Below are 26737 nucleotides of genomic sequence, written 5' to 3' on the forward strand. Positions count from 1 at the left end.
TAGCGCCAACCGGCAGGGATTGGCGCGAATGCATCTTTTGGTCTATCAGGCGGGATGATAGAGCCTACCCGCTATAAACAAGGGGCTGGCAAGGGGGCCGCGTTCAGCCATCACTGTGCAGGCTGACAATCGGCATCAGAAGATATCCTTCATCCGGTGCCACAACATTCCCAGTGCCAACAGCGGGGAGCGCAGTGCCGGGCCACCGGGGAAGGTGATATGGGGCACGCTGGCAAAGAGATCGAAACCCCGGCTCTCACCACGGATCGCCTCGGCCACCAGCTTGCCCGCCATGTGAGTCGCATTGAGGCCATGACCGGAGTAGGCCTGGGCGTAGAGCACGTTGGGGTGTTCCTTCAAGCGGCCAATCTGCGGCAACCGATTGGCGCCGATCCCGATCATCCCGCCCCACTGGAACTCGATGGCAGTCTCGGCCAGCTCGGGGAAGACCCGCAGCAGCTTGGGCAACATAAAGGCCTTGATATCCTTCGGGTCTCGCCCCGAATAGTTGCAGGCGCCGCCAAACAGCAGGCGGCCATCGGCGGAGAGGCGGTAGTAGTCGAGCGCCACGTTCTGGTCGCACACTGCCATGTTTTGCGGCAGCAGTCGCTGGCGCAAGCGGCGATCGAGCACCTCGGTGGCGAGGATGTAAGAACCGGCGGGCAGCACCCGTCCTCCCAGCTCCGGATTAAGATCATTGAGATAAGCGTTGCAGCCAATCACCAGATAATCGGCAGTGACCCGGCCGTGGGCGGTGGTCACCTCGACCTGCTTGCCGTAGTCGATATGAGTCACTCTGGAGTGTTCAAACAGGGAAACCCCGAGGCTGGCGGCGGCGCGCGCCTCGCCCAGCGCCAGATTGAGGGGATGCAGATGGCCGGAGCCCATGTCGATGAGGCCGCCGATATAGCGATCCGATCCCACCACGCTATGGATATCTTCGCGCGGGACCAGTCTCAGCTCGTGTTCATAGCCGAGGCTCGCCAGATGCGCGAGATCCTCCTCGAAGCTGGCCAGATGACGCTGACGAGTCGCGAGGTCGCAGTAGCCCCAGGTGAGATCGCAGTCGATATTGAAGCGCTCGACCCGCTCGCGCACCAGTTGCACCGCCTCCAGCCCCATCAGATCCAGCTCGCGCACTCCTTGCTCGCCAATCCAGCGGGCAAACTGGCTGGTGTCGTGGCCGATACCGCGAATAAGCTGGCCGCCGTTGCGCCCGGAAGCGCCCCAGCCGATGCGATTGGCCTCCAGCAAGGCGACCTTGTAACCGGCATCCGCCAGATTGATGGCGGTATTGAGACCGGTAAAGCCGCCACCGATGATGCAGACGTCAGCCTTGTACTCCCCCTCCAGCTCGGGCCACTGTTGCGAGTCGTTGCGGGTGGCCGCGTAGTAGGAGGCGACGTGCTCCTGATATCCGTTGTGCTTTCCTGCCTGCATACTCAGCATCCTGCTTTGGTGGCAAATTGTTTAATAAAATAAGCAAAGTTGTTTCGATAATACCCACCTCTTCACCCACTCGCCAACCTGCGCGGATCACAGAAATGCAAAAGGCGCCCCGAAGGGCGCCTTTTCATGCAATCAAGGTACGGTAACGAATTACAGTACGTCGATGGCGTTCAGGTCGGAGAATGCTTTCTCCAGACGAGCGATCATAGAAGTCTGACCTTCACGCAGCCATACGCGCGGATCGTAGAACTTCTTGTTCGGCTTGTCGGCGCCTTCCGGGTTGCCCAGCTGGCCTTGCAGGTAAGCTTCGTTCTTCTTGTAGAAGTTCAGCAGACCTTCCCAAGTTGCCCACTGGGTGTCGGTGTCGATGTTCATCTTCACTACGCCGTAGGAGATGGACTCGCGGATCTCTTCCAGAGTGGAACCTGAACCACCGTGGAATACGAAGTCCAGAGACTTGGCAGGGATGCCAAACTTCTCGGAAACGTACTTCTGGGAAGCGTCCAGGATGGACGGGGTCAGCTTGACGTTACCCGGCTTGTAGACACCGTGTACGTTGCCGAAGGAGGCAGCGATGGTGAAACGCGGACTGATCTTGGACAGACGCTCGTAAGCGTAAGCCACATCTTCCGGCTGGGTGTACAGAGCAGATTGATCCATGTGGCTGTTGTCGACGCCGTCTTCTTCGCCACCGGTGCAACCCAGTTCCAGCTCCAGAGTCATGTTCATCTTGGCCATGCGGGTCAGGTACTCGCAGCAGATGTCGATGTTCTCTTCCAGAGACTCTTCGGACAGGTCCAGCATGTGGGAGGAGAACAGCGGCTTGCCGGTTTCAGCAAAGTGCTTCTCGCCCGCGTCCAGCAGACCGTCGATCCACGGCAGCAGCTTCTTGGCAGCATGGTCGGTGTGCAGGATAACCGGAACACCGTAGGCTTCGGCAACGGCGTGAACGTGCTTGGCACCGGAGATAGCACCCAGGATGGCGGCTTTCTGGCCTTCCAGCTTCAGGCCCTTACCGGCGGTGAACACGGCACCACCGTTGGAGAACTGAACGATAACCGGCGCTTTAACCTTGGCGGCAGCTTCCAGTACGGCGTTAACGGAGTCGGTACCAACGCAGTTTACGGCCGGCAGAGCAAAGCCGTTCTCTTTAGCGATGGCGAACACTTTCTGAACGTCATCACCAGTGATCACGCCGGGTTTTACGAAGTCGAAAATTTTCTTAGACATGTTTAATCGTCCTGTCTCGTATGCCGTTAATAAAAAATGGGGGGTTCATCATGAACCGGCACAGCGGGCACATGATAAACGAAACGGGAGGCTTTTGCCCCCCGTCTCGGGTCAATTAGGCTTTGGCGCGCTGTTCCAGAATCTCAACAGCCGGCAGAACCTTGCCTTCTACGAACTCCAGGAAGGCGCCGCCGCCAGTGGAGATGTAGGAGACTTTGTCAGCGATGCCGAACTTGTCGATGGCAGCCAGGGTGTCACCACCGCCAGCGATGGAGAAGGCCGGAGAAGCAGCGATGGCTTCGGCGATGATCTTGGTGCCTTCAGCGAACTGGTCGAACTCGAATACACCGACCGGGCCGTTCCACAGGATGGTCTTGGCGTTCATGATGATGTCAGCCAGGGCCTTGGCAGAGTCAGGGCCGATGTCGAAGATCATGTCGCCGTCGGTCACATCAGCAACAGACTTGATGGTAGCCGGAGTGGACTCGGAGAACTCGGCACCGACAACCACGTCGGTGGTCACAGGAATGTTGGTCTCGGCAGCCAGTTTCTTGGCGGTGTCGATCAGGTCGTGCTCGCACAGGGACTTGCCGACGTTGTGACCGGCAGCAGCGATGAAGGTGTTGGCGATGCCACCACCGACAACCAGCTGGTCAGCGATCTTGGAGAGGGATTCCAGAACGGTCAGCTTGGTGGAGACCTTGGAGCCGCCAACGATGGCAACCATCGGGCGCTCGGGCTTCAGCATGGCTTTACCCAGCGCTTCCAGTTCACCCGCCAGCAGCGGACCAGCACAAGCAACCGGCGCGAACTGAGCCACACCGTAGGTAGAACCTTCGGCGCGGTGAGCAGTACCGAACGCGTCCATTACAAAGACGTCACACAGGGCGGCGTATTTTTTGGCCAGCTCTTCGGTGTTCTTCTTCTCGCCTTTGTTGAAACGGCAGTTTTCCAGCACAACCAGCTCACCGGCAGCGACCTCTACGCCATCCAGGTAATCCTTGGCCAGGCGAACCGGGCAGGACAGAGCGTCTTTCAGATAGTTGACAACCGGAGCCAGGGAGAATTCTTCGTTGTATTCACCCTCGGTCGGACGACCCAGGTGGGAGGTGATCATCAGCTTGGCGCCTTTTTCCAGAGCCAGCTTGATGGTCGGCAGAGTCGCAACGATACGTGCATCGGAGGTGACCTTGCCGTCTTTTACCGGTACGTTCAGGTCAGCACGGATCAGAACGCGTTTACCCGCCAGATCCAGGTCAGTCATCTTGATAACAGACATATTCAGTCCTCTATATTTTCAGGTAATGTTAAAAACAGTAACCTATTCGCCCGGGGCAGGCTCAGCCTGCGGCCATCATGGCCCGGGTAGTATCCAGCATCCGGTTTGCGAAGCCCCATTCGTTATCGCACCACATCAACATCTTGACGAGGTTGGCATCGCTCACCCGGGTCTGGGTACCATCAATGATGCAGGAGTGTGCATCATGATTGAAGTCTACGGAGACCAAAGGCTCTTCCGTGTAATCCAGAATACCGTGTAATGTACCTCTGGATGCCCGTTGCAGGGCTTGATTTACGTCAGTAACTGTCACTTTTTTACGAACAGTAATACTGAGATCCATCGCTGTTACATTGATGGTCGGCACCCGCACCGCAATCGCCTCGAACTTGCCGGCGAAGTGGGGCAGGATACGCTCCAGCCCCTTTGCCAGCTTGGTATCCACCGGAATGATGGACTGACTGGCAGCGCGGGTTCGGCGCAAGTCACTGTGGTAGGCATCGATGACTTGCTGATCATGCATGGCCGAATGAATTGTCGTAATAGTACCACAATTTATCTCGAATTCTCGATGCAATGTTTCAATCACCGGCACCACGCAGTTGGTGGTACAGGAGGCGTTGGAGACGATCCGCTCCGCTCCGGTCAGCACCTGATGGTTGACCCCGTAGACCACGGTGGCATCCACATCCGCATCGGCCGGGTGAGAGAAGAGCACCTTGCCCGCCCCCGCCGCCAGATGCAGCTCGGCATCGGCCCGCGAGCCGAACACCCCGGTGCAATCGAGCACCACATCGACCCCCAACGCCCGCCACGGCAGCTTTGACGGATCCCGCTCGGCAAACAGGGAGATGAGATCTTCCCCCACCAGCATGCTGCTGCCCGCCAGTTGCACCGGATGGTGGAAGCGACCGTGACTGGTATCGTAACGGGTCAGGTGCACCATGGCCTCGGGGGCCGCCAGCTCGTTGATGGCGACGATCTTGATGGTCTTGTCGCGCCCGCTTTCATAGAGGGCTCGCAACACGTTGCGACCGATCCGCCCGTAACCATTGATGGCAATCTTGATCATCGAGAATCCGTTTCCTTGAACCAGCAACAGGGCGGCACACCGGCCGCCCGGGAACCCCGGCTACGACAGCAGGGCCTCCTTGAATTCACCGCGGGCCAGCAGTGCGGCCCCGAATACCCCGGCACTGTCGCCAAGGGCAGGAGCAATAATGGGGGTTGCGAAGCGGGGATTAAAGAGGAAGGGCAAAATTGTCTGCCGTCCGGCGCTGTAAAGACTCTGCACATTGCCGACCCCGCCGCCGATGACGATCACATCCGGGTCGAGAATGTTGACCACGTTGGCCAGCGCCTGACCAAACAGCAGGTGCAGCCGGTCGATGGTGAGCTTGGCCACATGATCGTAAGCGGTGGCCGCCGCGATTTGGGCCAGCGAGAGGCGACGCTTGGCTTTGGCCTCGTACCAGGCCTCCAGCGCCGGGCCGCTGATCAGGGTCTCGACGCAGCCGCGCTTGCCGCAGTAGCACTCGGGACCATCGGGGGAGAGCACGTTATGGCCCCACTCACCGGCGATGCCGTGGTGACCGTTGAGGATCTGGCCGTTGATGACGATACCGGAGCCGACCCCGGTGCCCATGATGATGCCGAACACCACTTTCGCATCGGGATGGTGCTGGCGCACCGCCCCCAGATGGGTTTCTGCCAGCGCGAAGCAGTTGGCATCGTTGGCGATCAGTACCGGCACGCCCAGTTTGCGCTCCAGATCTTCCTTGAACGGCTTGCCGTTGAGCTCGGTGGTGTTGCAGTTTTTCATCAGGCCTGTCTGCGGATCCCGCGCCCCCGGCGTGCCCATGCCGATGACGGTCGGGCGCTGGCCAATCTTCTCGGCGCACTCTGCTACCAGCTTGGCGATCTGGCCGATCATGTGCTCATAACCACCAGCCCGCTCGGTGGGGATGCGGTGGCGCAGCAGCACCTCGTCGCCATCCAGCACCACACATTCACACTTGGTACCGCCAAGATCGATACCCCAATCCAGTGACTTGCTGCTCATCTTGCCTCCTGCGCTGGCGCCACGCGCTCGTCGTCGCGGCGCCATTTTAAATGTAAAACGGGGCCTTGCGGCCCCGGATATCAAACAAACTCTTCTTCTCTCGCCCCGGCCTTAGCGGCCGTGGTACTGGGCGGAGAGCTCGTGTACCGCGTTGACGAACACGCCAGCGTGCTCCGGGTTCACATCCTGATGGATGCCGTGACCTAGGTTGAAGACGTGGCCGTTGCCCTGACCGAAACCGGCCAGAATGGAGGCGACCTCTTCACGGATACGAGCGGGAGTGGCGTAGAGCATGGAGGGATCCATGTTGCCCTGCAGCGCCACCTTGTCACCGACCCGACGCTTGGCGTCGGCAATGTCGGTGGTCCAGTCCAGACCCAGCGCATCGCAACCGGTGGCGGCGATCTGCTCCAGCCACTGACCACCGTTCTTGGTGAACAGGGTGACAGGCACGCGGCGACCGTCGTGTTCGCGGATCAGGCCATCGACAATCTTGTGCATGTACTGCAGGGAGAAGTCGCGGTAATCGCGCGGGGTGAGCACGCCGCCCCAGGTGTCGAACACCATGACCGCCTGAGCACCCGCCTTGATCTGGGCGTTGAGATAGCTGATTACGCTGTCGGCCAGCTTGTCGAGCAGCAGATGCAGGGTCATGGGCTCTGCGTACATCATCTGCTTGATCTTGGTAAACGCCTTGGAGCTGCCCCCCTCCACCATGTAGGTGGCCAGGGTCCAGGGGCTGCCGGAGAAGCCGATGAGCGGCACTTCGCCCTTCAGTTCGCGGCGAATGGTGCGCACCGCGTTCATCACGTAGCCCAGCTCATCTTCCGGATCCGGAATGGGCAGCGCCTGCACGTCGGCCATGGAGGTGATCGGACGCTCGAAGCGCGGGCCTTCACCCTGCTCGAAGTAGAGACCAAGCCCCATGGCATCGGGCACGGTCAGGATGTCGGAGAAGAGGATGGCGGCATCGAGCGGGTAGCGGCGCAGCGGCTGCAGGGTGACTTCACAGGCCAGCTCGGCATTGCGGCACAGGGACATAAAATCCCCCGCCTGGGCGCGAGTCGCCTTGTATTCCGGCAGATAACGGCCAGCCTGGCGCATCATCCATACCGGGGTCATGTCCACATCCTGACGCAGCAAAGCGCGCAGGTATCGATCGTTCTTCAGCTCTTTCATCCCAGTTCCTGAGTTCGTATCACGCATAAAATGGCGGCCATAATACCACTTTGCCCACCGGAGCGGACTGCCCAAAACGTGGCAAATGGGCGCGCGGTTGCAAAGATGTGAAGGGGCGCAAACCTGACCGCCCCGTTTTTAAAAAGAGGTGCAAAAAGGTTGGCGAAAAGATAAGCGCCTCGTTACCCCTCGCCCGCCAGCGAACGCTCGATCAGGCGCCGGGCGATGGTGCCGTGGGGCGGCAAACGCGGCAGCCGGTCTGCGGCAAAGAAATCGGCGGCCACCAGTTCGTCGTCCTGCACCCGGATTTCGCCGCTCTCGTAGTCGGCGGTAAAACCCATCATCAGGCTGTGAGGGAAGGGCCAGGGCTGGCTCGCCGCGTAGCGCACATTGCGCACCCGGATACCGCTCTCCTCGAACACCTCCCGCGCCACGCACTGCTCGAGATTCTCCCCCGCCTCCACAAAGCCGGCCAGCACGGTATACATGGGATCGTCGGCCTGATAGTGACGGCGATGGGCCGCCAGCAGGATCTCCGGCCCCTTGCGCACCGCCACGATAATGCAGGGGGAGATGCGCGGATAAGCCGTGTGGCCGTGGTGGCACACCTGCGCCCACTCCCCCGCCTTCGGGGTCATGGGGGCGCCGCACTCGCCGCAGAAACGGTGGGTACGGCGGAAGGTGACCAGCTGCCAGGCGCGGCCTGCGAGGCGAAAGCCCTCATCGTCCCCCACCACCATCAGATGGCGCAGCGGGCTCATGGCGCTCGTGTCGGCCTCATCCCCCAGATCCAGCAGATAGCAGGGCAGCCCCTGCCACTCGTCAAAACGCTCGAAAGGGGCGTCAGCCAGCGCTGCGGGCAGGCACGCTTTACTTCCTTGTGGCACCTCTCCCTGCTGATCGAGCAGTACCAGATGATCGCCCCCCAGCACGAACCAGCGGGCTTGTTCGGTTAATGACATCAGATAAACACTCTCGTTAAAACAAAACCCTGGCTACGGCGGGCCCGCCAAGGGGCAAGCGCCGCGCGAATGGCTCCCATCTTACGACCAGCACGGGTCGCTGACGACCCCGCTGTGGCCGATTGTCCCATTCGTAAAAAACGGATGGCGCAAATAAAGGGGCCGCCCGAAGGCGGCCCGCTGTTATCCGGCATCCCGTATCCGCCTCTATCGACGCGGATCAGGCATCGCCCATCGCCAGCAGGGAGGCGTTGCCGCCCACCGCCGTGGTGTTGATGGTGCGGGTCTTCTCGGTAACAAACCGCCCGAGATAGTGGGGGCCACCCGCCTTGGGGCCGGTGCCGGAGAGCCCCTGGCCGCCGAACGGTTGCACCCCGACCATGGCGCCGATCTGGTTACGATTGATGTAGACGTTGCCCACGTTGATACGGCTCGCCAGCTCCTCGGCGTGGGATTCGTTGCGGCTGTGGATCCCCAACGTCAGACCGTAGCCGGTGCCGTTGATGTCGCTGATCACCTTGTCCAGATCCCGGGTGGCGTAGCGCACCACGTGCAGGATGGGGCCGAACTGCTCCTTGGCCAGCTCGCGGATGGAACCGATCTCCAGCGCGGTCGGCTGAACGAAGTGTCCCTCCATGGTCGCGGCGGGCATCGGCGCCTGGGCAATCAGGCGAGCTCGCGGGATCATCCGGGCCAAATGGGCATCCAGCCCCGCCTTGGCATCGGCATCGATCACCGGGCCGACGTCGGTGTTGTGCTCGGCCGGGTTGCCCACTTTCAGCTCCTGCATGGCGCCGGTGAGGATCTCCAGCACCCGCTCGGCGATCTCCTCCTGCAGGTAGAGCACCCGCAGGGCCGAGCAGCGCTGACCGGCGCTCTGGAAGGCGGCGCTCACCACGTCGCGCACAACCTGCTCCGGCAGGGCGGTGGAGTCGACGATCATGGCATTCTGACCGCCGGTCTCGGCGATAAGCGGCAGGATGGCGCCATCGCGCTGGGCCAGAGTCATGTTGATCAGCTTGGCGGTCTCGGTGGAGCCGGTGAAGCAGACGCCGCCGATACGCGGATCGGCTGTCAACTTGGCACCGACGGTGGCACCGTCACCGGGCAGCAGTTGCAGCACGTCGCCCGGAATACCAGCCTGATGGGCCAGAGTCACCGCCAGATGGGCGATAAGGCCGGTCTGCTCCGCCGGTTTGGCAATGACGGTGTTGCCAGTGGCCAGCGCCGCAGCGATTTGGCCGAGGAAAATCGCCAGCGGGAAGTTCCACGGGCTGATGCAGACAAACACCCCGCGCCCCTGCAGGAACAGCTCGTTCTGCTCGCCGGTGTAACCGGGCAGCAGGGTCGCCTGCCCCATCAAGCTGCGCGCCTGCACCGCGTAGTAGCGGCAGAAATCGACCGCTTCACGCACTTCGTCGATGCCATCTTGCAGCAGCTTGCCCGCCTCGCGGGTACAGAGGGAGACAAACTGCTCGCGGTTCGCTTCCAGCAGATCCGCCAGCTTCTCCAGCGCGGCGGCACGCTCGCTCACCGGGGTTTCGCGCCAGCGCGGGAAGGCTGCGTGGGCGGATGCCAAAGCCTGTTCCACCGCCTGCTCGTCGGCCCAGTGGATCTTGCCGACGGTGAGGCTCACATCCTGCGGGCTCAGCACGGGACGTGCCTCGCTGCGCTTGAGGGTCTCGCCATCGACGATGGGGCCCGCCAGCCACTGCTTGCTCTCCAGCTCTTTCAAGCGGGCGAAGAAGGGGCGCTGGATGGAGAGGATGTTCATGTTGACGCCGCTGGAGTTCTTGCGGTCGGTGAACAGGTTCACCGGCTGCGGAATCCGGTCGTTGGCAAAGCCGGAGTAGCGCTTGAGGGTGCGCAGCGGATGCTCGGCCAGTGAATCTACCGGGGTGTTGGGGTCCACCAGCTTGTGGACGAAGGAGGTGTTGGCCCCGTTCTCCAGCAGGCGGCGCACCAGATAGGGCAGCAGATCCTTGTGGGCGCCGACCGGCGCATAGATGCGGCAGTGCAGGCCGGGATTGTCGTTCAGCACGGCGTTGTGCAGCTCCTCCCCCATGCCGTGCAGACGCTGGAATTCAAACTGGCGATCACCGGCCATCTCCAGAATGCTGACCACGGTATTGGCATTGTGGGTGGCGAACTGGGGAGCGATAAAGCCGCGAGTCGGCTCGCTCAGCAGGTAGCGGGCGCAGGCGAGGTAGGAGATATCGGTGCCCGCCTTGCGGGTAAAGAGCGGGTAGCCGGGCAGGCCCGCCTGCTGGGCATATTTCAGTTCGCTGTCCCAGTAGGCGCCTTTTACCAAGCGAACCGGAATGAGATCACCCTGCTCGCGGGCCAGTGCGGTGAGCCAGCAGAGTACCGGCAGGGCGCGTTTGGAGTAAGCCTGCACCACCATGCCGAGCTTGCCCCAGCCACGGTTGGCGTCGGAGCGATAGAGCTGCTCGAACAGATCGAGAGAGAGCTCGAGGCGGTCCATCTCTTCGGCATCGATGCTGATGGCCACATCCTTGTCGCGGGCCAGACGCACCAACCCCACCAGCCGCTCGCACATTTCGCCGAGCACCCGCTCGCGGTTGGCCACGTCATAGCGCGGATGGAGCGCCGAGAGCTTGATGGAGATGGAAGGGGCCGGGCCGCCGTCGCTGATGCGCTCGTTGCCGACAGCCTCGATGGCGTTGCGATAATCGGTCAGATACTTGTCGGCATCCTGCATGGTCAGCGCCGATTCTCCCAGCATGTCGTAGGTGTGGGTGTAGCCCAGCTCGCGGGATTTGCGGCTCGCCTTGAGCGCCTCCTTCATGTCGCGCCCCAGCACGAACTGCTTGCCCATGATCTTCATGGCGGCATACATGGCAGAGCGCACCACCGGCTCCCCCAGCTTGTTGACCATGCGCCCAAGCAGGTTGGCCGGGTTGCCGTCCAGCTTTTTGTCGAGCTTGATGATCTTGCCGGTCAGCATCAGCCCCCAGGTGGAGGCGTTGACCAGAGTAGAGTCGCTCTTGCGGAAATGGGATGACCAGTTGGCGCCGGAGAGCTTGTCCTTGATCAGGGCATCGGCGGTCTCGGCATCGGGAATGCGCAGCAGCGCCTCGGCCAGACACATCAGGATGATCCCCTCCTGGGTATCCAGACTGTACTCCTGCAGGAAGGCGTCGATACCGTCACCGGAGCCGCTCTCCTTGCGCACCTTGGTCACCAGAGTACGGGCACGCTGGGCCACCTGCTCCAGCGAGGCGCCATCCCCCGGCAGCATGGCCGACAGTTCGGCCAGATAGGCATTTTCATCCACCACATAGTTCTGGGTGATGGCTTCGCGCAGGGCGGCCAGATCAGAGGGGATATAGTCAGCGGCAAGCACTTGAGTAGCTTTGAACATATGGGGTCTTCCTGTACGCCCTAGGGCTGATATCGACAAAGGCGGACGCGCCGCCGAAACGCCGATAATGTATACAATGTTGCACCCTATATGAAATGAATTTGTTGCCAATCTTTAACAAAGATCGCTCATTCCCCCCATGAATTCCCTTTTGAAGCTAATACGCCAGCAAGTGTGAGGGTCATCTGACTTCATTTTGTATACGATCTACCACCGCCTCTCTATCGCAAAGCAGTCACGCATTCCGCCCAATGCGCCCCAAAAAAGAAGGGCCGCCACGGCGACCCTTCTCAGCAATTCATTCAGCCAGATGCTGTCAGTTCATCCAGCGATCGCCGCGGCTGCGACGACGGGGCAGCATGGGCAGCAGGATGCCAAGCAGAATACCGGCCCCCACCATGGCACCACCACGGATAAACCAGTCCATCTGCATGTCGTGCTCCTGGTTGTCGTAGCTCTGGGTCAGGGCATCATTCTGCTCTTTGAGATTGCTCATCTCCTCACCCTGACTGACCAGCTGGGCCTTGAGGGCGGCGATCTCCTTGCTCTGGGCGGCGATCTGGCCATCCTTCTCGGTGAAGCGTTTCTCGTTGTCACCGTTGAGGTTCTGCAAGCGATCTTTAAGCTCATCGCGCTCTTTTTCCACCTGGGGCAGACGCTCGCGCAGGCTGATCTGGCTCTGCAGTTCGCTGTTTTTGATCCACCCCTCGCGGCCACGACCGTCCACCACCTGGGTGAAACCGGCCTCGCTGTTCACCGCCTTTACCTCCAGCGGTTCACCAGCCTTGACGCTGCCAAGGATCCGGTACTGGGTACCCGGGCCATTGTGGATATAGGTAAAGATGTTGTCTGAAACATAACGGGTATCGGCCAGTGCCTGTTGGGCACACAAGCAGATCAAAATCCCGAGAAGGGCGCGCATGGTCGATCGGTTCTCTTTTTCAGGTTTGGACAAGAGGTTGAATGTTAAGCCGCCAGCAGGTTAAAGGACAAGCAAAGAAAAAGCACCTCCCCCGGGATAATACGCGCAGAGTTGCGAGTCACCTCGCAACTTGCCCGTCTGCGGCCTCACTTGTTTTTCAGCTCCTGCACCTCGCTGCGCAGCGCACGGATCTCCCGCAGCAGCTCCTCTTGCTGGTTGTTGTAGTGATGACGCCACTTGTCGGTCTCGCCATCCCCCTTGTTGGGCTGCAAGAACAGGCTGGCCATGAAACCGCTGATGGCACCGAACAGACCGACCCCGAACAGGATCAGCAGGCTGGCGACAAACCGCCCCTCCTCGGTCTTGGGCACCAGATCGCCGTAACCCACTGTCGAGAGGGTCACCAGCGTCCACCAGAACGCGTCATAGGGTGTCTCAATCTGGCTGCCGGGCTGGCCTGACTCAATCCAGTACATGACGCCGGAGCCCACCCCCAGCAGCAGAAAGAACAGAAACAGGATGCCGGAGAGGGTGGTCTCGTTGCGCTCGCGACGGAACATGGCCCAGAGATCCGGGTGCTCCTTGAACAGCTGATAGACCCGCCAAAGCTGGATCAACCGCGCCCAGCGCAACTGCTCCGCCATCGGCAGGCTACCCGGCAGATAGATCCAGTTGGCCTTGAAATAGGCCTTGCGATCGGAGGCCCGGATCCAGCCATAAGCAAAGTGCGCGAGGAAGAAGTAGCAGATCAGACTGTCGAGGTCATAGAAGAGCTGCAGGGTCTGTGGTGTCAGGCTCTCATGGCCCCACCAGCGGGCCGTCACCAGTACAACCGAGATAATCGACAGAAATGCCATCAGCAGATCCATCGCCCGCAGATGAGTTAAGTGATGTCGCATACATTTTCCAACTTTAAGCACAGTGCAAATTAATAAAAGAGAAGATAATGCCGATAGTCCTGAGGGCAAAGGAAAAAACGGCTTTTAAAAGGAGAATGACAATGCAGCTGAACCTGCTGGAGAAAAGAATGAGCAACATCCGGTTGGTACCCAAAGTGGTGCTGCTGATGGTGTTCAGTACCCTCCTGCTACTGACAAAACTCTGGTTTGACGCCAACAATCTGGAAGCGACCCTGCTCAGCGAAGGGCTCGATCCCGCCAAGGCGGATGCGATCTCCAATCGCCTGCTCTGGACCGGTCTGATGGAGACCGCCATCATGGGGCTGCTGTTCGTGATCCTGCTGCTCACCGGCTCCCGCCTGATGGTCAAGCAGGTGCACTATCTGGTGGGCCTGCTGGAACGCTTCGCCAAGCGGGACCTCAGCCACAAGGTACTGCTCAAGTCTCGTGACGAATTCGGTGACATCGCCAAGGCGGTCTCCCACTCCCAGGAGAACCTCAAAGAGGTGTTTGGCAACCAGCGCGCCGCCTGCAAGGAGCTCAACGACATCGCCTCACAGGTGACCCTTTGCATGGAAGAGGCCAACGAAGCGATCAACGAAGAGTTCACCCAGATCGAACAGCTGGCCAGCGCCATGAGCCAGATGGTCGGCGCCATTCGCGAAGTGGCCGCCCATGCGGATCAGGCCTCTCACGCCACCGCCGAAACCAGCCAGCTGGCGGAAGAGGGGAGCCGCTGCGTCGCCGATACCGTCAGCACCATAGACACCCTCTCCGGCAACATCCAGCGCTCCGCCACCGTGGTCAACGAGGTGGAGCAGGGGGTCGAGCGCATTGGCTCGGTAGTCGACACCATTCGCGGCATCTCGGAGCAGACCAACCTGCTGGCACTGAACGCGGCAATCGAAGCGGCTCGCGCCGGTGAAGCGGGTCGTGGCTTTGCCGTGGTGGCCTCCGAAGTGCGCGAGCTGGCCAACCGGGCTCAGGCCGCCACCGTCGAGATCCAGAAGATGATCGAGCAGCTGCAGGGCAATGCCCATCAGGCTGGCGAGCTGATGGCCCAAAGCGTACAGCAGGCCGACAAGGGGGTGGAACAGGTGACCCAGGCCGGTACCCAGCTCGCCACCATAGTGCAGCGGGTACAGGGCGTCGCCGACATGAACCGCCACATCGCCGCCGCCTCCGAGCAGCAGAGCTCGGTCGCCGAAGAGATGCGCGGCAATCTGGAACAGGTCAAGCAGATCGCCGAAGGCTCCGTCGTGGTACTGCGTGAACTGCAAGAGGCCTCCGAGCTGGTCGAGCAGCACAGCAAGGAGCTCGACAGCCAGATCCAGTCCTTCAAGCTCGCCTGACTGTTTTCATGCCCCAATCCGGTTAGACTGGAAGGCCCCTTGAGGGGGCCTTTCTCATTTCCAGCGCACGGCAAGGAGCCAATATCCAGCAGAATGCAACGCACTCACCACTCGAGCTCAGTGACGACAAAGGGCGGCTCGATGTGCCGCTGATCCACCGTTTTCTCTCCGAAGAGGCTTACTGGTGCCGTGGTATTCCCCACAGCACTGTGGTGCGGGCTATCAACCACTCCCTCTGCGTTGGCGGCTATGTCGATGGTCAGCAGGTTGCCTTCGCCCGGGTCATCACCGACAAGGCCACCTTTGGCTATCTGGCCGATGTCTTCGTGCTGCCTGAGTACCGCGGCTGGGGTTACAGCAAGGCACTGGTGGCAACCATTGTCGACCATCCCGAGTTGCAGGGATTACGGCGTCTCGCTCTCGCCACCTCTGATGCTCACGGCCTCTATGCCGGTTTTGGCTTTGCGCCCCCAGCAAGTCCAGACAGCCTGATGGAGATCTACAACCCTGCCATCTACCAGCGCACCTGATTGACTGGCGGCCAATAATTCCCACCGGATCATGCTTCTCGCCCCTGCGCTGTGACGCGGGGGCCTGACAGTGTTAGATTGGCAGCCACCATTTTGAACCGGCAGCGTTGTTAACCTCGTGTCGTTAACCATCTGTCGTGAACCACAAGGACGGCAACCGTGGCCCAGCACTCTCCCTCTTTCTCCGCCCTCTCCCCCCTGCTGCAAGAACAGGCCGAGCGCCAATGGCAACGGCTGATCGAACTGGCCCCCGACTATGGCAACCAGCCAGAGCCCGTTCGCCAGACCCTGCTGACCCTGCTTGGCCTCTCCGATTTTGTCGCCGACTCCCTCTTCAAACAGCCGGAGTTGCTGACCGAACTGCTCGCCTCCGGAGAACTGGATCAGGCCGAGCGCTGGCCCGCCTACCAGCGCGATCTGACCGCCCTGCTCGCCGAGGTGAGCGATGAAGAGGCGCTCAAGCGCATCCTGCGCCAGTTCCGCCGCAGCCGCATGCTGGTGATCGCCTGGCGCGAGCTGCTGGGCCACGCTGAAGTAGAAGAGAGCTTTATCCACCTCACCAAACTGGCGGATGCCCTGATCTGCTCTGCCCGCGACTGGCTCTACACCAAACAGTGCGGCGAACTGGGCACCCCGATGGACGGCAATGGCAACCCGCAACCGCTGCTTATCCTCGGTATGGGCAAGCTGGGGGGTGACGAACTCAACTTCTCCTCGGACATCGACCTTATCTTCACCTTCCCCGAGAACGGCTACACGGTTGGCGGGCGACGCGAGCTCGCCAACCAGCAATTCTTCATCAAGCTGGGCCAGCGCATCATCAACGCCCTCCACCAGCCCACCCAGGATGGTCAGGTGTTCCGGGTCGATATGCGACTGCGCCCCTTTGGCGATGCGGGGCCACTCGCCATCTCCTTCGCCGCCATGGAGGATTACTACCAGCACCACGGCCGCAACTGGGAGCGCTACGCCATGGTCAAGGCGCGGGTACTGGGCCCCCAATGCGAGCACGCAGTGGAGCTCGCTGAAATGCTGCGCCCCTTCGTGTTTCGCCGCTATATTGACTTTGGCGTTATCGACGGCCTGCGCCAGATGAAGGCGATGATCGCCGCCGAGGTGCGCCGCAAGGGACTGGAGGGCAACATCAAGCTGGGGGCTGGCGGCATTCGTGAAGTGGAGTTTATCGCCCAGGCGCTGCAGCTTATTCGCGGCGGCCGTGAACCGGCACTGCGGGTGCGTCACCTGCCCCAGGCGCTGGCCGCCATCGCCCAATGTGGCGCCCTCGAATCCGCCCATTGCGACCGCTTGCTGACGGCCTATCGCTCCCTGCGCCGGGTCGAAAACATTCTGCAGGAGATCGGCGATCAACAGACCCAGACCCTGCCCACCGAGGAGCGGGATCGCCAGCGGCTGATCGCGGCTCTGGGTTTTGCTGACTGGGACGCCTTTATGGCTCATCTGGACGCGGAGATGGCGGCCGTCCATCAGGAGTTTGCCGCCGTGGTGGGGGAAGAGAAGGAGGCTCCCGCCCATCTGGAGCAGCTCTGGCTCGATCTCTGGCGCACCGAGCTCGACGCCGCCGAGCTGGAAAAATTGCTGACTGCTCAAGGGGTCGTCGAGCCCGCTCCGCTCTGCGCTGCCCTGCTGCGCTTCAAGGAGGAGTACAAGCGCCGTCAGGTGGGGCCGCAGGGGCGCATCGCTCTGGACTGGCTGATGCCGGAGCTGCTGCGGCTGGTGGTCGCCAGTGAGCAACCCGCCCGCCTGTTCGAGCGGGTATGCGAGCTGCTGACCCGCATCTTCACCCGCAGCGCCTATCTGCAACTGCTGGCGGAAAACCCGGGCGCCCTGCGCCAGCTGGTGCGGCTGTGCGACGCCAGCCATCTGGTGAGCGAACAGCTGGCCCGCTACCCCATCCTGCTGGACGAACTGCTCGATCCCCAGCACCTCTATCACCCCACCCCGCTCGATCAGTACAAGCCCCAGTTGCGCCAGTTCCTGCTGCGCATCCCGGAGGAGGACGTGGAGCAGCAGATGGAGGCGCTGCGCCAGTTCAAGCAGGTGCAGCTGCTGCGCATCGTGGCGGCCGACATCGCCGGCGCCCTGCCGCTGATGAAGGTGAGCGACCACCTCACCTGGCTGGCGGAGGCGATCACCGAGGAGGTGGTCAATCAGGCCTGGGCCCAGATGAGCGAGCGCTACGGGGTGCCGCCCGAGGTGGCAACCAGCGGCCAGCGCGGCTTTGCGGTGGTGGCCTACGGCAAGCTGGGCGGCATCGAGCTCGGCTACGGCTCGGATCTCGATCTGGTGTTCCTGCACGGCGGCGACCCCAACAGCTACACCGACGGGCGCAAGCCCATCGACAGCCGCCAGTTCTACCTGCGCCTCGCCCAGCGGATCCTGCACCTGTTCAGCACCCGTACCCCCTCCGGCATTCTCTACGAGATCGATATGCGACTGCGCCCCTCCGGCGACTCCGGCCTGCTGGTCTCGTCGCTGTCGGCCTACGAGCAATACCAGCAAAACGAGGCGTGGACCTGGGAACATCAGGCGCTGGTGCGGGCTCGCCCCATCTATGGCGATGATGCCATCGTTGCCGAATTTGCCCGTATCCGCCGCGATGTGCTGGCCAGGGAGCGGGAGCTGCCGACTCTGGCCCGCGAGGTGCGCGAGATGCGCCACAAGATGCGGGATCATCTGCTGAAAGCGGGGGCTGGCGAATTCGACCTCAAGCAGTCCCCCGGTGGCATGGTGGATATCGAGTTTATCGCCCAGTATCTGGTGCTGGCCCACGCCTGTAGCGAACCCGATGCCCTCACCCGCTGGTCCGATAACGTGCGCATCTTCGATGAGTGCGTGATGGCAGGGGTACTGACCCTGGAGCAGGCAGAGGGGCTGAAACAGGCCTATCTGGAGATCCGCAACCTCGGCCATCGCCTCAACCTCTCGGAGATCTCCCGCAAGGTGAGCGACGATCAGCTGCAGAGTGAACGCAGCCATGTGCTGAACGTCTGGCAACAGCTGCTGGGAGAGTAATTCCCGCCGACAGCAATGAAAATGGGCCCGCCTGAAGCAATTCAGGCGGGCCCTTGTTGTCTCTGCTAGAGCCGATGAGTGATCCGCCAATCAATCAGCTTGCGATAAAAACTGCAACTTCCTGCCATCGGGCAACAGCGCCAACACGCTTTGAGCGGCCAGTTTTATCCCTGCCAGCTCGGTGGCCGGGCCGAAGTTGGCTATCAGTCGAGTGCCATCGGCAAACTCGCTCTGCTGCACCACACCTCTTTTATCCAACCAGCGAAAACCGGTGAGCGGCTGGTTGTATAGCCGTTCGTGCAACGGGCGGAAGAAGGCATCGAGCCCCTTGAGGTAGGGAATGCGCACGCTGGCACTATCCAGACTGAGATTGAGCAGCGGCGGCACGTTGTAGAGCTGTTGCAACAGTTCGGTCACCTGACGGCTCTCCCTGAATTTGAGGCTGTCCATCGTCCAGTGGTGGGTGGTCACTATGCTGTCGTGAAAGACGCTCTGGAACAGCGGCAACCGCAGCGCCGGATCGAAGTAGAGCCCCTGATACCCGGGCTTGAGGTGGCTCTGGCGAAAGAAGTAATCAGGCTGATGCTCGGGATACCAGGCTCCCAGATAGTAGGGAGAGCGCTTGTTGCGGCGCATATCGGTATCCTGCCAGCCAAAGCCGCTGGTCTGGGGGCCATGGGCAAAGGCTGCGGTGCGGTTGGCTACCGCCCCGCCCTCCTCGGAGCCCACCAGAATGCCCTGACTTTTGGCAATCCACGCCATCCCGGCCATCCGGTTTTGCGCATCCTGCGCCTGAGTGGTTGGCTTGGCCGGGTCGAAATCGTCAAACACCATGCCGGTCGCCGCCACATCGAGGAACCAGCTGTTGTAGTGGCTCGCCTGCTGCAACCAGGGCACGCGCTGCTCCATCACCGGGCGCACGCAGGCCTGATTGGTGTAGACGCCGCTGCTTTGAAAGCCACTTTTGCGCCGTCCGTTCTCCTGCATGATGCCGCAGCGCAGATAGCTATCTTGCCCCATCTGGGCGGTGAGCCAGCTCTGCTGCCGATTTCCCTCCGGCAGCGCGGTATCGTAGGAGTCGTAAGGAGCGATGAGATAACCCGCCGCTTTGGCGAGCGCTATCCCCTCTGGCGCAGCAAAACCGGCGGTCCACTGGGGCAGACCCAGCCAGAGTTTGGGTAGTCCAGCCTGTTTGAGAGCGGCGATCATCTTGGTCGAGCTGCCATCACCCCAACTCTGCGGCTCGTTGAGCGCAGCCCCCAGTTGCGTGGCCGCCAGCGCACGCCGGGCAGCTAAATCGGCCGGTTGCTGACCCGGATGGCGCTGCGCCAGCGCCTGCTCCACACCGGCCAGCACCAGATTTTGCAGGTAGCGGTTGCGCTCAAGGTCGGGCGCTTGCAGCGCACGCTTGCTCTCCCCCTTGAGCCAGTCAGCGGGGATCAGGCGGCGCAGCGCGGGCCAACTCTTCACATCCTGTGGCGCCAACAGTCGCTCGCCCCAGAGATAGAGGTGAGAGGCACCGATCAGTCGCTTGCCATCCGGCACCGCCGCCAGCTTGCTCTCGAGCGAGACCAGCTCGCCCCGCTCCTGCAACCAGCTGCGATAGGCCTTGCCCGCCGCCAGCCAGTCATTGCCCGGTTGCAGCGACACCGCCACCTCATAGGGGGCGGTAAGATTGAGACGATTGACGCTATGGGTCGCGGTGAGGGCAATGCCATCTTGCTTCGGGGCAAAGGTGAGGCGGTTGTTGAAGGGATTGGCAAAGAGGATCGCCAACTGCTGATCGCTGTGATCCAGCCCGACCAGCGGCAGGGTAAGATCCTCGGTGGTGTTGATCCCCTGATACTCCTGCGCCAGCGCCTTGCGCCACGCGGGATGCTCAACCGGGATGCGAAAACCCTCGTGGATCGGCAGCATCAGCGCCTGTGCCCCTGCCGGCACTCGCGGCCATACCAGCTCGCCAGCACTCGCGCGACTCAGGGTGAGGATCAGGCGATTGCCCTCGAGGCGAGCCAACGCCCGCACCTCACCATCGGCACGGGTCAGCCAGCTGGCACGCTCCCCCTCCTGCTGCAATGCAGTGACCGGCTGACGCGGGCCGGGGGCAGAGATGACAAGGTGCTTGCCCGATGGCAGCACAGCCTCGGCTGCCAGGGTGGCGGGATCCAGCTCGATGCGCCACTGCTCGTTGGCAAGGGTCAGCGCCTCCACAGGCAGTGAGAGCAGGGAGAACAGCGGCGCCAACAGCAGCAGCGGGCGGATCCGGCTCGCCAGCACGGGGAAAGAAGTCATGGTCGGTGATTCCTGATAAAAACGGGAATCGCCATTTCAGCAGATCGGCGGCCTGCGATTGTCAGGCCAATGTCAGGATTGCGTGCAACTGCCTATCACGATGCGCATTAATCAACCGGCCCCGCCTGACTGTGACTCAGCTGCAACACCAGCTGGCCACGCTGGCTGGTCTGCACCAGCGAGAGGGTGCGCCAGCTGTCGGGCGTGGCGGTTGGCCAGTTCACCGGCTCATCAGGCGCAATCCGGTGCCACCAGAGCAGTGAGTATTGCGGGCGGGCCAGCACAGTCTGCTCAAGCCAGAGCGGAGTGCACGAAGCGGGATTGGCGGGAGGATTGGCTACCGCCTGCGGCGAGCGGGAGAGCCAGTCCAGATCCTGCACCGCAGGCAGCGGCAACGCCACCTGCCAGCGCTGGCCCGCCACCGTCAGCCGCAGCTGATAGAGCCCGGCTGGCAAAGGCATCGGCAGATCGGCCCCGACAACCCTGACCCCTTTATTCTCTTCCGCCTCCCACTGAGCACCTTCCAAGCGGTTGCGGCCAGCGGGATCGATAAGTTCAGCGGCTGTGATGGGTCCCTCCCCGGTCAGCTGCACCCGATAATCCCGCAGCAGCGGCGCATCGCGCTGGATCAGCTCAAGGCGCAGCTCGCTCACGCCATCAGGCAGAGTGAGCGGGAAATCCTTGCCGCAGTGCAGGGCACTTAGCGCAGCCAGCATCCCCTGCCAGCTGCGGCGCTCGGCATCGCTGTTGAGGGCAGGCCATGCCTGCAGCAAAGATTGCCAGGCGTGCCGGTTATCCCCCTGCAACAGCGCCAGGGTGGCCGGTTGCAGCGGGTTGGGGCGTTCGGTTTCCTGGAGGCGTTCGGTTGCCATCACGCAGCTTACGTTTAGAAGGCCCAGGTTCAGAAGGCCGACGCTTAGAGCCAACAACAACCCAGCCAGCGTTGCGCGCTTCACGCAGTCACCTCCAGCCGGTAGCCGATGCCACGCACCGTTTCGATGGTCAGCCCGGGCAGCTTCTGACGCAGCTGCAGAATATGGGTATCGACCGTGCGGGTGGAGGGAAACGCCTGATAGCCCCACACCCGGTTGAGGATCTCCTCCCGGCTCAGCACCCGCCCCGCCATCCGCACCAGCAGGGTGAGCAGGGCGAATTCGGTGGGGGTGAAGCTCACCTCCGCATCCTGCCAGCTCGCCTGCATCCGGGCGGGATGAAGCTGCAAGCCGCCCATCGCCTGAGTGCCATCCCCCAGCTGGCGCAACTGAGCACGGATCCGCGCCAGCAGCTCGTCGTGGGAGAAAGGCTTGGTCAGGTAATCGCGCGCCCCCGCATCGAGCCCGGCCACCCGATCGCTCACCTCCACCCTTGCGGTCAGCACGATCACCGGCAGTGCCTTGCGCGCCAGCCACTGGGGCAACCAGTCGAGAGCATCCCCCTCTGGCATGGTGCGATCCAGCAGCACCAGATCCGCAGCCAGCCACTGCTGCTCCGCCGCGGCTAAGGTGTCGCACCAGAGGCAGCGATACCCCTCGCGGATCAGATAGCGTTGCAGGTTCTCCGCCAGCAGCGCCTCGTCTTCGACAAGCAGGATGGTCTTCATGATTCGGGGTCGCTCCAGAGTTGGCAGGGCAGCGTCAGGGTAAAGGTAGTGGGCGGGCCGGATAGAGCGAGGCGTCCGCCAAGACGGCGCAGCAGATGGCGCACAATGGCAAGCCCCAGCCCCAAACCCTCGGCACGGGCACCACGACGCAGCAGGGTGGCGATCCGGTAACTCGGCAGCTCGCCGCCATCGCTGACCGCGAGGATCAAGCGCCCCGCCTGCCAACTGGCAAAGATCCGAACCGGGGCGCGGCCATGCTGGCTGGCGTTACGCAGCAGGTTGTCGAGGGCGAGATCGAGCCAGTAGAAGGGGAGCGCTAGAGTCATCTCCCGCTCAAGGCAGAAGGTGGCGCCATGCCGCTCGCAGGCCAGGGTGAGCCACTCGGCCAGACTGACCGCCACCCGCTCATCCTCGAGCGTCTCTGCCGCCAGATAGTGGCGACTTGCCTGTGCCAGTTGATGCAAGCGGGCGACACTGCCCAGCAGCTGACCCACGCTCTGCTGGGCGGAAGGGGGGAGCCGGTCGAAGTCGTGGCGCAGCTCCTCGCTGATGCCGGAGAGCGCCATGATGGGAGTGCGCAGCTCGTGGGTCAGCATCTGCAATGCGACACGCCGCTCCCGCAGCAGGCGCCAGCGCTGCCAGCTGGCCCACCCCAGCAACAGGATAAAGCCAAACGTACTGGCCAGCGCCAGCGATTGCCAATGGAGCGTTGGGCGCTCGTTGATGCAGATCCCCCCAACCCGCTCCTGGCAGGAGCCATCGACCCGGCTATCCAGCATCACACCGAGCCGCTCGGCCAGCGGTTGCCACAGCCCGGCGCCATAACGGCGCCACTGCCCATCGGCAAGCAGCCAGAGCTGATCCGATTGCAGCAGCCAGCGCTCGCCCCGCAGCAGGGCGTCGAGGTTGTCATCATCAAGCTCGCCAAGCTGCCCCAACCGGTCGCGCCGCTCCCGCACATGGAGCAGATCGTCGAGCCCGGCCGCCGGATGACCAGCCAGCCAGCGGGCAGCGCTACTTCCCCCCAGCGGATAGACGGAGTGAGCGGCAAACCAGCTGGCCGAGGGCATTGGCCCCTCTTTGCAAAGCGCCCGCAGCAGTGGCAGCCACTCGGCGGGCAAGTCATTCTCTGTCCCGCACTCCTGCTGATAGCGATAGATGGCCTGCAACTGGCGCAGCGGATAACGGTGCCAAGCGGGATGAAGGGAGTCGGGAGCAATTAGGCGACGGTCGAGCCGCTGTATCTCATCAAGGGGCAGCGTATGTTCGGGAGTCTGTCTGGCCAGCTCGCCAGCCAGGCGATCCGCCAGCGGCCCGGCCAGCACGGGAGAAGCCATGCCGTAGCAGATCAGGGAGCAGAGCAGCAGGATCAGGCGCATGGGTTCAACTCGAGATGACTCCGGATAAAGGCACAGCAGATCACTGCGCCATAAAAAATGTCAGCGCCATTTTTCAATGGCGCTGACATCCGGTCAACCGCTAACGGCATTGGCGCGGATCGCGCCAGCCCATATGAACCGTCACCTATTTGAACAGTCCCTTGAGCAGCTGGTCAGCCACCCCTTTGACGGCCTCGTTGTCGGCCTTGTCACCCAGCAACTTCTTGAGTCCGCGCTCGGCCTCCTTGCGCGCCTTATCCTCCAGCAATTTGTTGTTGCTAAGCAGCGCCTTTACGTCGAGCTGGTAGCTGGGGGCCTGCCAGTGGCCACCGATCCGCACCGGAATGGTGATCTCCTTCAGCTCGTCCACATCCTTGCCCCCCTGCCCCTTGCTGCTCTCGACGATGGAGGTGAGGAACAGGAAGTCGAGGCTCTCCGGCACCAGCGCCGTCTGCCCCTCCCCCTTGACCCGCAAGGCCGGGGCAAAGAGCTGGATGTCGTTGCTGCGAGCGATGCCGTCGGCAATCTGGAAGCTGGCGGTCAGGGCGCTGAAGTCGGTCTTGCGCGCCTCCTTCACCTGCTCGGCCCCCTTGCCGGTGAGGGTAGCCCGCGCCTCGCGGATCATCTCCGGCAGGTTGATGCCGTGCAGGGCGCCATCGCTCAGCTTCAATGTGACTTTGCCCTGCATCCCGTTGCGCAGAGCCAGCGCGGAGAGACCACGGCCCTGCACCTGCACATCGAGATCGCCCTTGCCCTCCAGCAGATCACTCTGGACCAGAGTCTGCAGCAAGGGACGAATGTTCACTCCGGCCACCTGCTTGTGCACCTTGTAGGTAGCAGGCTGCTGGCGCGCGTCGAGTACCCCATTCGCTTTTACCTGACCACCTGCTACGGTCGCGCTGAACTGTTTGAGCGTCAGCAGTCCCTTGGCCAGAGCCACCTGCAGATCGACAGCACCGAGATCCAGCCCTTTCAGGCGCAGGCTGCCGAGTTGCACCCGACCATCCAGATCCACCCCTTTGAGCGCGTCCAGATCCGGTTCGACCGTGGAGAGGGCTTCGCTCTTGCCAGCTGCCGCTTTATTGCCACTTGCAGCGGCATTGGAGGCACCGGTCGCCGGTTTGCTCTCTTTCGCCTGCGCAGTCGTGGTAGGTGCCGATTTGGCGAGCCAGCTGTCGAGATCCAGCGTATCCCCCTTGAGATCGAAGGTGAGCGCGGGCACAGCACCAAGCTGCACCGATCCGTCGCCACTCAGCAACGCCTCATCGGCACTCATCACCAGCTTGCTCAAGGTAATCAACTGCTTGTCGAGTTCGGCACGGGCAAAACCGGCCAGTTTCAGCTTCATCTGCGGGCGCGGCAGCGCATCACCTTCCAACGCGGCTGTCAGCACCATATCGGAGAGCTCGGCCAGCTTCATCTCTTTATCGAGCCGCCCCTTGAGCGTCCCCTCCAGCGAGCCAGCCAGTGAAGCTTGTTGCCCCTCGCCTTTGGCCCCCTTGAGTGCCAACGTGAGGTTGCTCCACTCACCCAGGGCCAGTCGGTCTCCCTTGATGGAGAAACTGTCGAGTCGCAGGGCGGGTTCACTCAGGCTGCCGCTGAGGCTCAAATCTTTCAGTTCACTGGCCATCACCTCCTGCGCCAGCTTGATCTGGGTTTGGCCCTTAACATCGAAAACGAGCTTGTCGGCACTTCCCTTGGCGGCCAGCGTCACGGGCACCCACTGACCGGTAACCAGCTGCCCCATATCGAGATCGAGACGATCCAGCCGCAACGAGGTGCCGCTGCGGTCATCCTGTACCAGCGCGCTGGCCTGGGAGAGCGCGATACCCTGCAGGCTGATTTGCCAGGGTTGACTCTCGCCCACCGACGCCGGTTCGGCTGCTGGCTGAGCTGGCTCGCTCGTTGCCGTTGAAGGCGTATTGTCTTTGATCAGGCCGCTCAGATTGGAGCTGCCATCCACTTTGGTCTGGATAAAAAGATGGGCACCACTCAAGGTCACCTTGCCGATCTCCAGCCGATGGGAGAGCAGCGGCAACAGCGCCACCGAGGCCTCACCCTGTTCGAAACGAACGAGATCCAGCTCGGCAAAACCGGTCGGATTGCGCAGGGCGACCTGCTCCAGCGAGAGACCGAGACTCGGCCAGAAGCGCCAGTCAATCTCCCCCGCCATCACCAGTTCGCGGCCCGTGCTCTTGCGCACCTGTTCAGCCAGTTGGGGCTTGAATTGATTGGGGTCGATAAGGCTGACCAGCGCCACAATGGCCACCACTGCCGCCACGGCCAGGCCCAGCAAGATGTAGATGATCTTCTTCACGATGAACTCCTTGAATAGGGATCCTGACCGTGACTATATCACCCGGGGCAATGCAGAGGGGGCATGGCGGCAAAAAGGGCGAGAGCACCGGACAGGGATAGTCGCGAACTCTGGCATCCGCGCTCAACAGAGGCCCCGAAGGCCCTCAAGTTCAGGAATGAGCAGACTGCTGCAATAGCGCCACGGCAGAGCGGGTCGAGGTGAAAGCGAAACGGGACAAGCAGAGCGAATCGAGCTTCATCCACTGACAATCAGCCACGTCATCGGCGGGCTGGATGACCGGTTTTTCGCTCAGCCTGATGGCGAAGACGGTGTCACAGGTGTGGTAAGTGATACCGTCATAGGGATAGGTATTGGCGAACGAGCCAAGATAACGGCATGGCTGACCAACTATATCGAACCCCAACTCCTCCTGTAACTCACGACGCAGCGCCACCTCCAGTGACTCGCCGGGATCGACAAATCCCCCCGGCAGATCCAGCAACCCTTTGCCCGGATTGCGGGCGCGCACCGCAACCAGCACCTCATCCTGCCAGCAGAGCGCCACCATCACAGCCGCCGCGACATTCTGGAAAAAATGAAAACCGCAGTCACAAATACACTCTTTCTGACTGACGATCAGCAGGGTTTTGCCACCGCATTTTGGACAAAACATGGGCGATCTCCGACGAAATAAAGCGCCATTTTACGCCGCTAACGCCGATTTTTATGAGTAAAACAGAAGGGAAGATAAAGAGTTCAGGGGAAATAGGGGTAAAACAGGTCAATTATCAGACGACTTTCTGAATATCAGGCAATAAAAAACCCCGCTCATCGAGCGGGGTTTCTTGGATTGGGTGCCTGGCAGTGTCCTACTCTCGCATGGCG

General features: G+C 61.8%; 19 protein-coding genes. 3 read left to right on the top strand and 16 right to left on the bottom strand.

Annotated elements, in window-relative coordinates:
• Window positions 1-135: 135 nt before the first annotated feature.
• From PG888_RS12890 to PG888_RS12935, 10 genes are all read right to left on the bottom strand, one after another.
• Entirely contained in the window at window positions 136-1440 is a 1305-nt protein-coding gene (locus tag PG888_RS12890) for an NAD(P)/FAD-dependent oxidoreductase (RefSeq protein ID WP_148140687.1), read from the bottom strand.
• Window positions 1441-1599: 159 nt separating this feature from the next.
• Entirely contained in the window at window positions 1600-2679 is a 1080-nt protein-coding gene (gene fbaA / locus PG888_RS12895) for a class II fructose-bisphosphate aldolase (protein WP_042062080.1), read from the bottom strand.
• Between the two features lie 115 nt (window positions 2680-2794).
• On the bottom strand, window positions 2795-3958 hold the full coding sequence (locus PG888_RS12900) for a phosphoglycerate kinase (RefSeq protein ID WP_075113155.1): 1164 nt from the start codon (window positions 3956-3958) through the stop codon (window positions 2795-2797).
• A 61-nt stretch (window positions 3959-4019) separates the two neighbouring features.
• On the bottom strand, window positions 4020-5030 hold the full coding sequence (gene epd / locus PG888_RS12905; protein WP_270693498.1) for an erythrose-4-phosphate dehydrogenase: 1011 nt from the start codon (window positions 5028-5030) through the stop codon (window positions 4020-4022).
• A gap of 60 nt (window positions 5031-5090) precedes the next feature.
• Window positions 5091-6020: an ROK family protein gene (locus PG888_RS12910; protein ID WP_042062074.1), complete on the bottom strand. Its 930-nt coding sequence runs from the start codon at window positions 6018-6020 to the stop codon at window positions 5091-5093.
• A 111-nt stretch (window positions 6021-6131) separates the two neighbouring features.
• Window positions 6132-7199 carry a uroporphyrinogen decarboxylase gene (gene hemE, locus PG888_RS12915; protein ID WP_270693499.1) on the bottom strand — a complete coding sequence of 356 codons (1068 nt, stop codon included), beginning with the start codon at window positions 7197-7199 and terminating at the stop codon, window positions 6132-6134.
• 182 nt (window positions 7200-7381) lie between these two features.
• Complete coding sequence (gene nudC / locus PG888_RS12920; protein ID WP_270693500.1) at window positions 7382-8161, bottom strand: NAD(+) diphosphatase; 780 nt, start codon at window positions 8159-8161, stop codon at window positions 7382-7384.
• Between the two features lie 220 nt (window positions 8162-8381).
• Window positions 8382-11546, bottom strand: a complete 3165-nt coding sequence (gene putA, locus PG888_RS12925; RefSeq protein ID WP_270693501.1) for a bifunctional proline dehydrogenase/L-glutamate gamma-semialdehyde dehydrogenase PutA — start codon at window positions 11544-11546, stop codon at window positions 8382-8384.
• Between the two features lie 316 nt (window positions 11547-11862).
• Entirely contained in the window at window positions 11863-12468 is a 606-nt protein-coding gene (locus PG888_RS12930; protein ID WP_005335443.1) for a TIGR04211 family SH3 domain-containing protein, read from the bottom strand.
• Between the two features lie 146 nt (window positions 12469-12614).
• Complete coding sequence (locus PG888_RS12935) at window positions 12615-13367, bottom strand: potassium channel family protein (protein ID WP_005354446.1); 753 nt, start codon at window positions 13365-13367, stop codon at window positions 12615-12617.
• Window positions 13368-13468: 101 nt separating this feature from the next.
• On the opposite strand from PG888_RS12935, the gene PG888_RS12940 reads away from it, so the two are divergent.
• The 3 genes from PG888_RS12940 (at window position 13469) to glnE (ending at window position 18282) form a co-directional block, all read left to right on the top strand.
• The gene (locus PG888_RS12940; protein WP_005362726.1) at window positions 13469-14719 is read left to right on the top strand and encodes a methyl-accepting chemotaxis protein; all 1251 of its coding nucleotides are present in this window, start codon (window positions 13469-13471) and stop codon (window positions 14717-14719) included.
• Between the two features lie 83 nt (window positions 14720-14802).
• Window positions 14803-15249 carry a GNAT family N-acetyltransferase gene (locus PG888_RS12945; RefSeq protein WP_270693510.1) on the top strand — a complete coding sequence of 149 codons (447 nt, stop codon included), beginning with the start codon at window positions 14803-14805 and terminating at the stop codon, window positions 15247-15249.
• 159 nt (window positions 15250-15408) lie between these two features.
• Window positions 15409-18282 carry a bifunctional [glutamate--ammonia ligase]-adenylyl-L-tyrosine phosphorylase/[glutamate--ammonia-ligase] adenylyltransferase gene (gene glnE / locus PG888_RS12950; RefSeq protein WP_270693503.1) on the top strand — a complete coding sequence of 958 codons (2874 nt, stop codon included), beginning with the start codon at window positions 15409-15411 and terminating at the stop codon, window positions 18280-18282.
• Window positions 18283-18372: 90 nt separating this feature from the next.
• On the opposite strand, the gene PG888_RS12955 is transcribed toward glnE, so the two are convergent.
• The 6 genes from PG888_RS12955 to PG888_RS12980 all read right to left on the bottom strand — a co-directional run bounded on the left by PG888_RS12955 (window position 18373) and on the right by PG888_RS12980 (window position 26525).
• On the bottom strand, window positions 18373-20574 hold the full coding sequence (locus PG888_RS12955) for a glycoside hydrolase (protein ID WP_270693504.1): 2202 nt from the start codon (window positions 20572-20574) through the stop codon (window positions 18373-18375).
• A 107-nt stretch (window positions 20575-20681) separates the two neighbouring features.
• Complete coding sequence (locus PG888_RS12960) at window positions 20682-21446, bottom strand: DUF2861 family protein (RefSeq protein WP_232254356.1); 765 nt, start codon at window positions 21444-21446, stop codon at window positions 20682-20684.
• Between the two features lie 80 nt (window positions 21447-21526).
• Window positions 21527-22174, bottom strand: a complete 648-nt coding sequence (locus tag PG888_RS12965; protein ID WP_197927651.1) for a response regulator transcription factor — start codon at window positions 22172-22174, stop codon at window positions 21527-21529.
• On the bottom strand, window positions 22171-23553 hold the full coding sequence (locus PG888_RS12970; protein ID WP_270693505.1) for an ATP-binding protein: 1383 nt from the start codon (window positions 23551-23553) through the stop codon (window positions 22171-22173). The genes PG888_RS12965 and PG888_RS12970 overlap by 4 nt, the downstream gene beginning before the upstream one ends.
• Window positions 23554-23698: 145 nt before the next feature.
• Entirely contained in the window at window positions 23699-25870 is a 2172-nt protein-coding gene (locus tag PG888_RS12975; protein WP_270693506.1) for an AsmA family protein, read from the bottom strand.
• A 151-nt stretch (window positions 25871-26021) separates the two neighbouring features.
• The gene (locus tag PG888_RS12980; protein WP_270693507.1) at window positions 26022-26525 is read right to left on the bottom strand and encodes an NUDIX hydrolase; all 504 of its coding nucleotides are present in this window, start codon (window positions 26523-26525) and stop codon (window positions 26022-26024) included.
• Between the last annotated feature and the right edge of the window lie 212 nt (window positions 26526-26737).

The sequence above is a fragment of the Aeromonas sp. QDB23 genome (assembly GCF_027707745.1).
In the GTDB taxonomy this organism is placed as follows: Bacteria; Pseudomonadota; Gammaproteobacteria; order Enterobacterales; family Aeromonadaceae; genus Aeromonas; species Aeromonas allosaccharophila.